Origin of the sequence: Shewanella gelidimarina, from assembly GCF_023283945.1 — a bacterium.
Taxonomy (GTDB): domain Bacteria; phylum Pseudomonadota; class Gammaproteobacteria; order Enterobacterales; family Shewanellaceae; genus Shewanella; species Shewanella gelidimarina.
This window is the reverse complement of sequence record NZ_JAKIKW010000002.1, coordinates 88601-102782: the sequence shown is the minus strand read 5'-3', so window position 1 is coordinate 102782 and position 14182 is coordinate 88601. Positions and strand designations below refer to the sequence as shown.

14 protein-coding genes are annotated in these 14182 nt (G+C 44.1%); 3 read left to right on the top strand and 11 right to left on the bottom strand.

Annotated elements, in window-relative coordinates:
• Positions 1-48 precede the first annotated feature (48 nt).
• From L2729_RS02320 to folB, 10 genes are all read right to left on the bottom strand, one after another.
• Positions 49-1335 carry a restriction endonuclease subunit S gene (locus L2729_RS02320; RefSeq protein ID WP_248986800.1) on the bottom strand — a complete coding sequence of 429 codons (1287 nt, stop codon included), beginning with the start codon at positions 1333-1335 and terminating at the stop codon, positions 49-51.
• Complete coding sequence (locus tag L2729_RS02315; RefSeq protein WP_248986799.1) at positions 1335-3245, bottom strand: type I restriction-modification system subunit M; 1911 nt, start codon at positions 3243-3245, stop codon at positions 1335-1337. Before L2729_RS02315 ends, L2729_RS02320 begins: the two co-directional genes overlap by 1 nt.
• A gap of 287 nt (positions 3246-3532) precedes the next feature.
• A complete protein-coding gene (locus L2729_RS02310; protein ID WP_487250769.1) occupies positions 3533-4099 on the bottom strand; it encodes a YagK/YfjJ domain-containing protein in 567 nt (188 codons plus the stop codon).
• A 395-nt stretch (positions 4100-4494) separates the two neighbouring features.
• A complete protein-coding gene (locus L2729_RS02305) occupies positions 4495-4848 on the bottom strand; it encodes a hypothetical protein (protein ID WP_248986797.1) in 354 nt (117 codons plus the stop codon).
• Between the two features lie 1147 nt (positions 4849-5995).
• Entirely contained in the window at positions 5996-7276 is a 1281-nt protein-coding gene (locus L2729_RS02300; RefSeq protein ID WP_248986796.1) for a tyrosine-type recombinase/integrase, read from the bottom strand.
• A gap of 387 nt (positions 7277-7663) precedes the next feature.
• Entirely contained in the window at positions 7664-8560 is an 897-nt protein-coding gene (locus tag L2729_RS02295) for a L,D-transpeptidase family protein (RefSeq protein ID WP_248986795.1), read from the bottom strand.
• Between the two features lie 53 nt (positions 8561-8613).
• Positions 8614-9447, bottom strand: coding sequence for a putative RNA methyltransferase (locus L2729_RS02290; RefSeq protein WP_248986794.1), 834 nt, complete (start codon positions 9445-9447; stop codon positions 8614-8616).
• 51 nt (positions 9448-9498) lie between these two features.
• Positions 9499-10299, bottom strand: a complete 801-nt coding sequence (locus L2729_RS02285; RefSeq protein WP_248986793.1) for an undecaprenyl-diphosphate phosphatase — start codon at positions 10297-10299, stop codon at positions 9499-9501.
• Positions 10300-10323: 24 nt separating this feature from the next.
• A complete protein-coding gene (gene folK / locus L2729_RS02280) occupies positions 10324-10815 on the bottom strand; it encodes a 2-amino-4-hydroxy-6-hydroxymethyldihydropteridine diphosphokinase (protein WP_248986792.1) in 492 nt (163 codons plus the stop codon).
• Complete coding sequence (gene folB / locus L2729_RS02275; protein WP_248986791.1) at positions 10816-11169, bottom strand: dihydroneopterin aldolase; 354 nt, start codon at positions 11167-11169, stop codon at positions 10816-10818.
• Between the two features lie 312 nt (positions 11170-11481).
• Here folB and plsY point away from each other — a divergent pair, with 312 nt between their 5' ends.
• A complete protein-coding gene (plsY, locus tag L2729_RS02270) occupies positions 11482-12093 on the top strand; it encodes a glycerol-3-phosphate 1-O-acyltransferase PlsY (RefSeq protein ID WP_283104099.1) in 612 nt (203 codons plus the stop codon).
• A 94-nt stretch (positions 12094-12187) separates the two neighbouring features.
• Here plsY and tsaD read toward each other — a convergent pair whose 3' ends face one another.
• A complete protein-coding gene (gene tsaD / locus L2729_RS02265) occupies positions 12188-13204 on the bottom strand; it encodes a tRNA (adenosine(37)-N6)-threonylcarbamoyltransferase complex transferase subunit TsaD (protein ID WP_248986790.1) in 1017 nt (338 codons plus the stop codon).
• Positions 13205-13432: 228 nt separating this feature from the next.
• On the opposite strand from tsaD, the gene rpsU reads away from it, so the two are divergent.
• Positions 13433-13648 carry a 30S ribosomal protein S21 gene (gene rpsU, locus L2729_RS02260; protein WP_020911290.1) on the top strand — a complete coding sequence of 72 codons (216 nt, stop codon included), beginning with the start codon at positions 13433-13435 and terminating at the stop codon, positions 13646-13648.
• A 7-nt stretch (positions 13649-13655) separates the two neighbouring features.
• Positions 13656-14099: a GatB/YqeY domain-containing protein gene (locus tag L2729_RS02255; RefSeq protein ID WP_101092985.1), complete on the top strand. Its 444-nt coding sequence runs from the start codon at positions 13656-13658 to the stop codon at positions 14097-14099.
• Positions 14100-14182: the final 83 nt, after the last annotated feature.

Genomic DNA, 14182 nt, shown 5'->3' with positions numbered 1-14182 from the left:
TGCTTATATGTATTGTCTTGTTACTCAATAGCTAAGTTATGCAGCTTGTTAATCGACTTTCACGCGCACCTTACCCGTGAGTAGATCTTGCATCAGGGCTTTTTTTAGAGCTTTGATTTGTTTAAGTTTTTCATTAAGTTTGTCGACTTTTATCATTGACGAATATATAGAATGCGCGATTTCCTCTTGCTCAATGAGAGGAGGCACTGCAAATATAAACTTTTCAGTTGTACCAATCCCAAAGAAGTTCATTGCACTCCCCGAATCAAGCTGACGCAGTTGCTTTTTGAAATAATCAGATTGAAGTGCAATGTACAAAAATAATGAAGTCACTTTATGTTCATTAACGCGAAGGAATGTAAGTTGCGGTCCAATATTGGCGTCTTCAAGTACTTCAGGAACCAATGCAACATTACCTACATTTGCACCTCGGTTGGTAAAAAGTACGTCGTTAGTCTTAATGTGTGCTTTAGCAAGCTGAAAATGCTTTTCCTTAGAAATAAACTTAAGCTTCGAAAGGTTAACCTTTTGATCATTACCTACTACTGTTGATGTCAAAAATGGTACGCCTTCATCAAGCATTTCAGATGCTTTAGGGTAATCAGCCCCATAGTTACCATCCCTTATTTGAAGCATCATTTGCTTAAGCCTTACAACCTCCCAGCTCTTGGGTATTCTGCCGACGGGTGAGTCTTTGAACTCGGTGTGGGGAATGTAACGTTCTCTACTAGCAGTGCTATTGTTAAGAGTAGCGTCGCCTTGCTTAGTGCCAACACCGTTCGTCAACAGCGTTTGCATCATGGCGGTTTTGAGGTCTTTAAGCTTATCGATTTGCGCTTGGGTCTTTTCAATCACCTCATCCACAGAAGTCAAGATCGCAGCAATTTTTTGCTGTTCTGGGAGTGGGGGACGCAAAAACTGAATATCTCTCATGTCAGATTGATTCAATTTCGCTCTAGTTCCACCATTGATATGCTTCAAAATATTTTTATGCACCAGACTGTAGTGCATAAATTTAGTTATATTCTCATATTTGGCTTTTAAAATATGAGCATGATTATTGACCCAAAACTTTCCATCAACGAGGTACGATATAGGTCTATGTTCCCACTGGTCAAAATTACCTCCATCTTCAGCTAAAAGGACATGTTCTCCTTCAAAAATATAATCATCGATGTAACCTTGAACACCATTAGCTCCATAATATGGATAGATACCTACTCTTTTTGCGCGTTCCTGTGAATTTAATGGAATACGTTTTGAGTCCAAGATCTCGCATGTGTCATTAATTTTTGAGATTCCCCACCCGGTAGGAACAGCATTCGAATTAGCCATTACTCAACCGCTCCTGCGCATCCATTCGCTCGCAGTACTTGTGCATCCTCGGCAACTGTTCCCGACGTTGCTCTACCTCCTGCATCCTTGCAGTCGTGCACATCGTAACCCAGCTCCTTCAGGTAGCCTTGCATCACTTGCTCAGCTTCAGTCACTTCTGCATCGAGCTGGTGGAGTGATACGTGGTACTTATCCCACCAGCGCTCTAGCTGGGCTAATACCACTCCCGCCGCAGGCGCACTTTTTCCAAGAACCGTCGCAGACGCACTCTCATTAAGAGCCGCAGGCGCTAGCTCAGAGCTCTCAACACGCTCAAGGCTGCTCTCGACAAGCGGGCGGATCTGTTCTTTGGTTTCGATTTCAGGCTTAAATGCGTAGTAGCCTTCACTTTTGGGCTCAAACACCACACTGACATCAAAACCCTTTAAGATTTCGTCCCTAATGTAAGTATCTTCCACTTCACGTACAGGGACACCGCCGTGAAGGATGGCGCGTACATCAAAGATCTCTGCTGGTGGCGAGGTGTCGGCGTAGCGGCGAATGTTGAGGTTATAGTCGTTGTCCGCTATCTCGCTCAGTTCGACCAATTTTGAGTAACGCTTAATCTCGGCGTAGCACTCAAATGTTTCGACGATCTTGGTAATATCTCGTGGACGAAGCTTGTTCTGGTTTTTACCCTCTTCAAACTCAAGCTCACTGTTGATGAACAGTACCTTGCCTTTACGTGCTGCAGGCTTTTGCTTATTGATGATCAACAAACACGCTGGAATACCCGTACCATAGAACAAACCTGATGGCAGACCGACAACCGCTTCAAGCAGGTCATCTTCTAGAATGCCTTGGCGAATCGCTTTCTCGCTTGAACCACGAAATAACACCCCATGCGGCATCACTACACCGACCATGCCATCGTTATTGGTACTGGCTATCATGTGCTGCACGAAGGCTAAGTCACCGGCATCTTTTGGCGGTGTGCCGTAAGGGAAGCGACCGAAACCATCGTTATCGCATTCATCCTTGCCCCACTTTTTGAGGGAGAAAGGCGGGTTAGCGATAACGCGGTCAAAGTGCATCAGCTCACCGCCTTGAGTGTGCTTAGGCTCGCGCAAGGTATCGCCCTTACGGATATCAGCACTGTGTACCCCATGCAAGAACATGTTCATCTTACAGATTGCCCAGGTATTGAGGTTCATCTCCTGACCATACAGTGACAAGTTAGCAGCGTTCTCACCATGGACGGCTAGATAGTTGCGCATTTGTACCAACATACCGCCCGAACCTGAGGTCGGGTCATAGATACGCATACCCGCATGGGGCTTAAGCAGTGACACTAGTAGCTGTACCACTTCACTCGGGGTATAGAACTCACCGCCCTTCTTACCCGCGCTATCGGCGAACATCTTGATCAAGTATTCGTAAGCGGTGCCCAATAAGTCGGGGCGCTCGAAGTCTGCATTACGCAGGCGGTGTTTATTGAAGTGCGATAGCAAGTCTTGCAGCTTCTTATCAGACAGCTTGTTCTTGATATTGAAATCGATAGTGACTAGCACGCCTTCAAGGCTTGAGTTGTGCTCTTCAATCGCTTCGGCGGCGGTATTAAGCGCCTCACCTATGTTGTGCTTCAGATCTTTCAGCACTGACCAACGGGCGATAGCAGGCATGAAGAAGGTGTCATCGTACTCATCTTCATCCTCGGCTAACTCTTCTGCTTGTGCCTGGGTCTTACCCTTATCGAGATAGTATTGAACCACCTTCTCGCGCTCTTCATCGAAGGCATCAGACAGACGCTTGAGGAACATCATGCCGAAGATGTAGTCTTTAAATTCAGACGCATCCATATTGCCGCGAAGAATGTCGGCGGTTTCCCACAGAAAAGATTCAAGGGTTTGAAGAGTGAGCTTGTTAGTCATTATTGAGTCCCGAAACTGAAAGCTAAAGCTGAATGCTGCGCCATTAAAAATGCGAGTGGCGATAAGATGTTTAATTGTGCCGGAGAGTGTACTGGTAAGTTCTATTAGGCACAATGAAACTGACTTAAACTTGTTAATGTGTACTGCATCTCTCTATTTAATCGATGGCATTTTTACACGAAATTTGTGCCCTACAACTAACGACCCTAAATCGAACTCATCACGCGAAGTAGCAACCATAAACAACCCAGCTGTACCGATTTTCATTCTAGTTTTATCTAGTTGAGTTAAGGTACTTTCTGCTTGATACGACTTGGCGAGGAGTCTTTGGTTTGCGGTGGGCGATTACCTTTACCTCTGCCTTTAGCAAGGTAACTTATCCGGTAGATAACCTTTCTAATACGCGCGTCATCTGAGCGATGAAAATTGTAAAAGCAATGCTTGGGCACAAAATAACTGCCGCTCATGTTCAGCCACACCTCACGGATATAACGCAGTACCAGATTGGGATAATCTACCTTGCTACCATCAAGAAACAGTACACAATGATAATGCGGTGCAGGGGCAGTCTCTTGCTCTCTAACCCAGAAATAACCGATACGTTTAACACCATACTTCCGCTTTAACCGTTTAAACAGGTTTCGATTGAATCTGGTGATCCGTTTATTGTCTGGCTGATATTTTGCTTGATGTAGATCGAAGCGCAATGCATGCAGTTTATTATGATGACTAAGCATGTTGAATAGTTGGCCCATCATACTTTTTAACATCTTTGTGTAGCACCCACTCACCTTGGCATTGACCAAATATAGCGAAGCGCCCCACTCAATTACACGGGAATGACTTAAATACATAAGGAACAACCTCTCATAGATATTATTAAATACCCACTGACTCGCAAGTTGTCCCATAGGCTGAAAGCCTGTGGTGATGCGGTTTGTTCGGCTGATAATTTGAATTTTCCGGGGTAAGAAACCTCGAACTGATGTTGCAGTTTGTTCTCACGGGTAAAGTCAACATGAGTAAAGATGGTGCCTAAGATAATTTTATAACAGGCGTGAGTTAGCCTTCCAGCTGGAATATTATTCATAAGGTGTTATTCTCTGAAGAGGCTGAGGTGATAGGTCTCCAAACTTCACACCTCAGCCTGTTAAACGGACGACTCTGAGTTTCTACTCAGGGTCGTTTTTCATTTCGCAATCGTTGCTATCACATTGAGATCTCCCCCTTCAATAAAATACGCTCGAAATTAGTCATCATTCGCTGCCACGCTTGGATCCCCTCCAGTTAATATTGCCATAACCCGATCAAATCCCAGCTTCTGCTTGGCGTCGAGTACTCCCTTTTCTAACCGTTTTGTTTTACCCGCAAAGACTGAAGCGCTAACTCGCCGCCTCATCGTATCTCTGTCGTTAAAGAACTCGAAAATCAGCTCATCGGACATCCGGTGTATGCTCTGATTCTTCCAGATTCTTACCGTCTCTATATCGACAAAACATTTAGTGCGTAGCCCACTGATGGTGGTGTCTTCCTTAATACATTCGTGGTCTGCGATGCAGTAGCCTGCAGGCGCTGTAGTGCCGCCATTTAGAAAGATTAACATCACAGTCCTTAATTCACTTTCCATATTGGAAAGCTCCTTAAATACCTCCGGCGCCTGTTGTTCAAGCGAGTCCAGAGTAAAGGGGATTGTCAGTCTTTTGGGCTGAAAACAGCCAAAAACACAATCGAAATTAGTCATCATTCGCTGCCTCCGTCCAATCACCATTGATAAACTGTTCATGGAGGTCGGCACGATACCTAACGCAACGCCGAGTGAGCCGGATTCCCTTGGGATAACGCCCCTCTTTTTCTGCGCGCCAAAGCCAAGTCCGTCCGACGCGGAGTGACCCGCACACTTGCTTTTGAGTCAGAAGTTGTTGAAGATATTCAACCATAATTTAAATCCTTATTAACGGTTGCAAGGTTAAAATTGAACCTGGCAATATTGTTGGATTTGCTTGTGACGCTATTCGTCTTTCAAGCAGATATGTCTCAGCTCTTAACGCACTGAATGGGCTGAATCGATGGCGGTGAGTTTAAGCAAAACACGGAGATTTTGAGTTACGAAACCATAATAGCGCAGAGCTCAAACTCACAAACACCAACATGAACATAACCACTAAAAGTAAATGACGCAACCCATATATTAGTGATAATTAGGTTTGTGCGGATACGCACAAAGTGCTTTACTATCAGTTAGCTAGCTCTATCAAGGGGTTATTTGTTTCTCGACTACAAATACCCCTTAAATATATTTTTATTCACGGCTGAAAGAACTAGCTTTTAACTATTACACACGAAGGTATTCAACCCATGCGACGATTTAGGGGAAGTAGAGAAGTTTAACCATTCCAGTAAAACAGATCGATTAGGTAATCAGAATTCCGAGGTGAATTAAGGCAAGCTGTCGGTAGAGCAGTAATACTTGATAGCGAACCCATGACCATATCTGAGGCAAACAATGTCGGAAACTCCAGCGGTGTACCGAATGAGCGATAAAGTGATCAAAGTTAATATGAAAAAGTCTTATTCGCTTAGTCCACCGCGAGTCATTTATAGCTCAAACAACAAAGTGCATCACTGCCAAGTTATTCCCATACCCACTCGAAGTATGTCTAAGGCGAAGTGAGCTAGGTTTATGCCAGCTTCGCAGGAGAGTTCCTGAGTGTCACTGCGATTTAGTCGCTATGACAAAACCAGCTGATGTTTTAGCTCTGCCTCACTCTAGTTAAGTCTGTAGCCCTTGGCAGAATACTGACATTATCGTCGTCATTTATTAGCAGCTCCAGCCTGTTTAACCATAAAACCATCGCCGCGTCCTTTTCTGGCAGATAATCACTTCGATTATAGATACCTGCTACACCTTTTAGCATATGACCTAGCTGCGACTCTATAACATGGGGCATAACACCTAAGTCAGCTAATCCTGTTGCTACCGTTCTTCTAATATCATGTAGACACCATCTTTGTTGATGACCTAGTTTTTTATGGAGTGATCCGCCCCACACTGATACAGCTTTATCGCTCTTCAATTCTCCTAAAATGTACTCACTGCCACTTAGCTCAGAGACTTCAATCAATGAAGTAATCCAAGGCAGCAGCACATCTGGAATTGCGCGTCTAATTTCAGACTTTGTTTTGCTGTTATCTTTTGGCACTGTCCAAAGCCTAGATTCAAGATTCCACTCACTGATTTTCGATAATCGAGCCTCTCCGGTTCTACAACCGAACGTATAGAGCAGCCTCAAAAGATTGCAGTAGTAAGGAAGACATTGCTCAGACTTAATCCATTTAACGAGTTCAATTAGTTCTTGCCAATTGCCATCTCGAATGAGAGTTCTATCGCGACTTTGAGCTTTTTGACCTCCAATGATATCGATGTCAATTTCAAATAACTCGTTGTTTGCTCTTACATACCCCCTTTTTGCACAGTACTTTAAAACTAGCTTGAGATTTGACAGAACCGTATATGCTGCGACAGGATATTTCTTGACCGCCTCTTTGGGGAAGATTTGAAGTAGATTATGCTTTTCTAGTCGATTAACAGGAAGGCTTTTTACATCGATAGGGAGCCACTTATCCAATTGCTGCTTATTCAACAGTGCATTCTTTCGTGCGTCTAAAGCGTAATTATCAATCCAATAATTCACAGCATCCCACAGGCTAATAGGCATTAGGGTTTTGGCTTCCCCCAGCTTCAACTCGATTGCAGGGTCTTTGCCTTCGGCTAACCACTGGCGACATCGGTCGCGCTTCTTACGAGCTTCCGCAATACTTAAATCAGGATATTTACCAAGCGCTAATTGTTTTGGACTTGTCGTTCGGTCACCAACTCTATATCGAAATAACCACAGTGCGCTTGCTTCATCTTTGCTTGATGGGGTGACTCTTAAGGTTAGCCCTAAACCATCAGCAAAAGTTTGCGCTTTTGCCTTTACCTCTTTTCTAAGCTTATTGATTTTAGCTGCGGTGAGCTTGTTTTCTGCCATTAGCATTTACCCCATTTCGGTGACACACATAGTGACACGCAACAGAGTATACATAGCGAAATAGAGGTGAACAATAAGGAACGCGATTATTCGTAAGCCGATGAAAAATATGGATTAGAAAATTAAATGTCAAACAACAGAATACAAAGATAAACATTGTTTTGGAAATTCTTACAAGAAGTAATTACGTTTAGGCATTAGCTTAATCATTAAGCTAGTACCCAAGGCTTGGTTTCAAGGCAACTTGACCAAGCCTTAAATTTATCTGCACTAACCTCATCACCCTCTCGACGTTCAAACGCGATTAAACTAGCCACTGATTTTAAGCGATAAAAAAGCGCCCAAGATGGACGCCTAATAAAGTTGGTCAAATACACTCGCTCAAAGCTACTGGATATTGGTTGGAATACCACGCTGACTGAGTAAAGCATCATTGGCTTTACTGTAATCGACAACATCTTGACCAATAAACTCGATGACGTCACGACTCATCTCAGTCACACGATTACTTTGCCCTTCAGACTCAGACAATGGCGAGTGAACTTCAATTAATTGTTGTCCATCAGGTTCGGCTGAGGTTTTTACAGCTTGATTAATGACGGTAACAGAGTCGCCGTACTTAACTTTATCAAATAACCATTCAATATCATCAGGGTTTAGGCGAATACAACCCGCACTCACCCGCATCCCAATACCAAAATCTTTATTAGTACCGTGAATAAGATAGCTACCGTCACCATAGGATAGTTGAATAGCAAACTTGCCTAGCGGGTTGTCAGGCCCCGCGAGTACCACTCTTGGTAGCTCTTCGCCACGTTGCTCTAAATGCTCTTTTCGAATACTTGCTGGCGGCGTCCAACTTGGATTAGGGATACGAGATTTAATCTTTGTCACCATTTCTGGTGTTTCTCGCCCCACTCTTCCTATCCCGACAGGGAATACATGGACCTCTTTGCCACCTTTTGGAAAGTAATAGAGCCTCAGTTCGGCCAGATTAATCACCACCCCTTTATGAGGCACATCTGGCAGCAACATTTGCGTTGGGATCAACAAACGGCTTCCTGGCGTAGGTAAGAAAGGGTCTACACCGGGGTTAGATTCCATTAACTCCAAAATACCAATGTTGTACTGTTTAGAGATGGTTTGGAAGTAGTCGCCTTTTTGGACCACATGCTCTTGTAATTCACCGACTAAACGACTGCCGCCTTGAGGGATTTGATAAACATTAGCAAATGAAAACAACGGTAAAGTCGCTAAGATGAACAACAGCAATATACGCATCATCAGTATTTATAATTCCATTGGGTTGAATAAGCAAAGGTTACCCTGAGCCAAGACTATTTTCTAGTCATCAAGTTAATTACAAAATCTATCTCTAGTGAGTCAAACTTTGCGTGTTGTATATGGTGTCGCATACTGTCATTCGCTCGCCAAGCATAAGGCGTCATGTCAAGAAGTGCGATCGCTTGCTCCCCAGACACCTTAACACTGATTGATAGACGCTCGCTCTGCAGTAATTCAAGCTCTTTCGGAAGATTATTACTGACCGACTTTTCGCTAAGCTCTGGATAGATAAACTCTCGAATTTGCCATAAGTGTCTAGGACCAGCTGCCACTTGCAACAAAATACCATCTTGTTTAAGCACTCGAGTCAGCTCTTTTCCCTTAAGCGGTTTATCGATTAAAGTTATCAGGTCAAAACTGTCATCTTTGATTGGTAGATGTTTTAAGTTTGAGACAATATAAGTCGGACCACTTTGTGATTTAGCCGCTGCGAAAATAGCATTCTCAGCTTCAGAAACCCCAGTTTGCTCCAAGGCGGTTTCGGGTTGTTGCTCAGCTAAGATATCCTTAACCGTTCTTAAGAAGTAACCTTCTCCACAATCATAATCTAACTGCGACAATGACGCCCCTTCAGCAAACTGAGGCAAGTTAGCAATGATCTCAGCCAGTTTCTCAGCTAGGGGCACATAGATGCCGGACTCAAGCACATAACGCTTAGCACGCATTACAGCTCGTGAGTCTACTTTAGGTTTTTTGACTAGACCAAAGAGCCAATAGCCCTGTTCATTCTTGTCAAAGTGGTGCTTGTTTTCACAATGCATGCCTTTTGACTCTTCGTGCACCATTAGTGGTGATTGGCAAGTTGGGCAAAGATAAATACTGTTCATGACACGCTCGCTGTTAAAATAAATAAGTAATTAAAGTGTGTGTAAGTCGCTTTAAAAGAAGATAAAGCCACACAACACCGCCCCTAGAACTAGGCGATAAATAACAAACGGAGTCATGCCCATTTTGCTGATAATTTTCAAGAAATAGTGAATACAAACATAGGCTGCAGCAAATGACACAATAATGCCTAAACCTAACGCTTGATAGTCGATAGCTTGACCACTGGATAGGAGATCTTTAGTCACTAATATCGCCGCACCTAAACTGACTGGCACCGACATTAAAAAGGAAAATCGCGCCGCGGCTTCACGACTTAAGCCAAGCATTAACGCTGCCGTAATGGTGGCACCAGAGCGGGATGTCCCTGGAATAAGCGCCATTGCCTGCGCAATACCAATCACCAGTGCTTTTTTCCAACCGACTTGAAACTCAGTAAAACCTTGACGCTGCATTCTGTCTGCCCACCAAAGCAGTAAACCAAAGATAATGGTGGTTGCAGCAATCACTTCAATATTACGAAGATGAGTTGCAATAAAGTCTTTTGCCGTAAAGCCAACAATCACCGCAGGGATCGTCGCCAGTATAATCCACCAAGATAGCTTACTTTCTTCCGTTTGCTTGCCGCTGACCATGCTGCCTATCCACGCTTTAAACATCGAGAGCAGCTCTTTACGAAAATACATCACCACAGCCAACAATGAGCCGGTATTAACTGCCACATCAAACGACAACCCTTGATCTTCCCAATTCAACAATTGAGCAGGCAAGATAAGATGTGCTGAGCTGGAAATGGGTAAAAACTCGGTGAGGCCCTGGATCAGCGCCAATATAATCACCTGAAAAGTGTCCATAACTATCCTATATTAAAAAGCTTTTTATACTGACCAGTCGAATTCAATCGGCCATAAATGTTGTTGAGTCTTCTCATATTCATCCCAAAGGATTTGATATGGCTCATGGGTAACCGGATGAGTTAACTGCGGCGCAATTTCAGCCAACGGCCAAAGTACAAATGCGTTGTATAAAATCTCAGCACGTGGCAGCTCTATTGGCGCCTGACAAACCACGTCATCATAAAGCAGCAAGTCGAGATCTAATGTTCTCGCTGCAAACTTCTTGGCGCCTTTCACCCGACCATGGTCTTGTTCAATCTTTTTAAACGTCGCGACAACGGTCTCTATTGGCATTGCTGTTTCAGCAGCAACGACCATATTTAAAAAATTGGTGCCGTCAAAACCTACCGCTTCACTTTCAAAAACCGACGAAAGCTGCAGTTCATCGAAATGGTAATCCAAATCAATTAAAGCCGCCTTAAGGTGACGAATAGGTTCAATGTTACTGCCTAAACTTATATAAATTTTAGCCATTTATGCATGACCTCGTTCAATCTCGACGCCTACCGCTGCCGCAGTAGGTACAGCGCCAGGCTTCATTACTTTGACTTTCACCCAAGGCACGTTAAATTCCACCATCACACAATGTGCGACTCGCTCAGCAACCGTCTCAATCAGCTCGATTGGCTTTTCCGTGATCAGCGCCGTGAGTCGATTCGACACGGTTTCGTAGCACAAAGCATTTTCATAATCGTCACTCGCGGCGGCTAAGCGATTATCCCAAGCCATATCTAAATCCAGTAACAAGGTTTGATGGATCTGCTTTTCCCATTCATAGACCCCAATGACGGTTTCTATTTTAAGTTCTCTGATCAGTACTTTATCCATGATTTCTCCAAAACCTTAATCTTTACCATTGAGGTCTGATTAGCTAAAGCGAACAAAAAGGATATAATCCGTCGCAAAGCTAAGATATTACTCTTTGGCTCTTTCGAACGAGAGAAAATCCAAGTAGGATAATTCCTCGTAAATAAAGAATTTATAAAAAACAGCGGCTCTATATGCAAGGTAGCTAAGAAAGCTGTAAAAGCTGTTTTTTGTGCTCCAATTCATTGGCTAATTTACAAGTCAGTCAGCTGAGTCTAAAGAGCATTTTTTTATGTTGCGCGATAATACCCTAAGACGGATAAGGAAACCAATTTGACCAGTACTGCACTAACAATAATGATGATAGTGGGCGCCTATTTGGCAGGCTCAATATCGAGTGCTGTACTTGTGTGTAAAATGCGCGGCCTCCCCGACCCAAGAACCGTAGGTTCAGGTAATCCTGGGGCGACCAATGTATTGCGTATCGGCGGCGCGAGTTCCGCAGTACTGGTACTTTTTTTCGATATGCTTAAAGGCGCTGCTCCAGCATATCTCGCTTTTAGATTAGGTGTGGATCCCATAGCGCTTGGGCTTATCGCCATTGCTGCTTGCTTAGGCCATATTTTCCCCATCTTTTTTGGCTTTAAAGGCGGCAAAGGCGTTGCGACCGCATTTGGCGCAATGGCGCCCATTGGTCATTATCTAGCACTGTTTTTAATGCTAACTTGGGCCGCTATAGTCCTAATCACCCGCTACTCATCTTTGGCAGCCATCTGCACAGCATTGCTCGCGCCTGTGTTCACATGGTGGATTGACGATAGGTTTACCATTCCGGTTGCGATGCTATCAACCCTGATTGTCATTCGTCATCGCGATAATATTAGGCGCTTACTAAAGGGCGAAGAGGCTAAGCTGTCGCGAAAGCGTCGTAATAAAACCTCTTAGATAAGTATCCTCATAAATGTCCAAGCTCATACTCGAAACTGCGCCATAAAAAACGGCGCTTAAAAGCGCCGTCATCATGATTAACGATTCAGTACTAATCGACCGGTGCTAACGTATCTAAAGGCCACCTTGGTTGGCCTTTAACGCTTAAATCATCAGTTTGGCCCGCCTTTAAACGCTGTAAGCCCGCATAAGCTATCATCGCGCCGTTATCGGTACAAAACTCATCACGAGGGTAATACACCTTGCCGCCGAGATTTTTCATCATCTCGGCCAATGAAGCACGCAAGCGCGTATTAGCGCTGACACCGCCCGCAATCACTAAACGTTCATAACCCGTTTGCTTTAATGCACGCTTACATTTAATTGCTAGCGTGTCGACCACCGCTTCTTCAAAGGCACAAGCGATATTAGCGCGTGTTTGGTCATCTTTTGGCTCTGCAGCTATCGTATTGGCTGCAAATGTTTTAAGACCTGAAAAACTAAAGTTAAGCCCTGGTTTATCTGTCATAGGCCTTGGGAAGCGATAACTTTTTTCAATACCTTTGGCCGCAAGTTTCGCTAATCTAGGTCCGCCGGGGTAATCGAGTCCCAACAATTTGGCGGTTTTGTCGAATGCTTCACCTGCTGCGTCATCAACCGACTCACCCAGTACCTCGTAGCGACCAATGCCTTCAACACCCACTAACATAGAGTGCCCACCAGACACCAACAATGCCAGGAATGGGAACGCCGGCACGTCATCTTCTAACATTGGCGCTAATAGGTGTCCCTCCATGTGATGCACCCCAATAGCAGGTTTATCCCATGAGAAAGCTAATGCACGACCAACACATGCACCTACCAGCAACGCGCCAATAAGCCCTGGGCCCTTGGTATAAGCGATACCATCGAGATCTTCAATTGTCATATCGGCATCAGCCAACGCTTGACGAATTAAGGGGACGATTTTACGAACATGGTCCCGAGACGCCAACTCAGGCACTACGCCACCGTAGTCCGCATGCAACTTTACCTGACTATAAAGGGCATGTGAAAGTAGCCCTTTTTTATCATCATAAACTGCTATTCCTGTTTCATCACAAGATGTCTCTATTCCTAAAACCCGCATTATCTCTCATCTTTACTTCATATAATTACCGCCAATTCTACCTGCTGTGCTTTAATTACTCCAGAGTCCGATAGCGTTCTAAGCGCATTATTACCAAATAGACATAATCCCGATCGTTATAAGGGGTTTACAAAAGGTGCCTAGTCGTTATAGAATTCCGCACCATTTTTAAATTATCTGAGTCAAGTAATTGTCTCAATGCAACCGACACCTAAGGGGTGATGGCTAATGCCAATTATTAAAGTACGTGAAAACGAACCATTCGACGTAGCTCTTCGTCGTTTCAAGCGCTCTTGTGAAAAAGCTGGTATCTTAGCTGACGTTCGTGCTCGTGAGTTCTACGAGAAGCCAACGACTGCACGTAAACGTGCTAAAGCCGCTGCTATCAAGCGTCTTGCTAAGAAGCTTTCTCGCGAAAACGCACGTCGCGTACGTTTATATTAATCTCATTATGAGCCTAATCGATCAGCTAAAAGAGCAGATGAAAGACGCCATGCGTGCCAAAGAAAAGGTACGCTTGGGGACTATTCGTATGGCACTAGCCGCCGTCAAACAAATTGAAGTGGATACCCGCGAATCTTTGGATGACGACCAAGCTATAGCGGTCTTAACCAAAATGGTAAAACAGCGTCGCGATTCTATTGCTCAATATACAGCAGCAGGCCGTGACGAATTAGCGCAAAAAGAAGCAGAAGAAATTCAAGTACTTGAACACTTCTTGCCTCAGCCTCTTACTGAAGAGGAAATTCTTGCGTTAGTTGATGCTAGCATCTTAGAGATGGGCGCATCCTCCATGGCGGACATGGGTAAAGTAATGGGATCGCTAAAACCAAAAGTAATGGGTAGAGCAGACATGGCGGCAATTGGCGCTATGATCCGTGCAAAACTCAAGTAGTTTTAGTTTTAGTGATGAATGAGCCGTGCTTTTGCGCGGCTTGTTTGTTTTCGATTTTCTCTATTTAAACTTCACGAAATTAA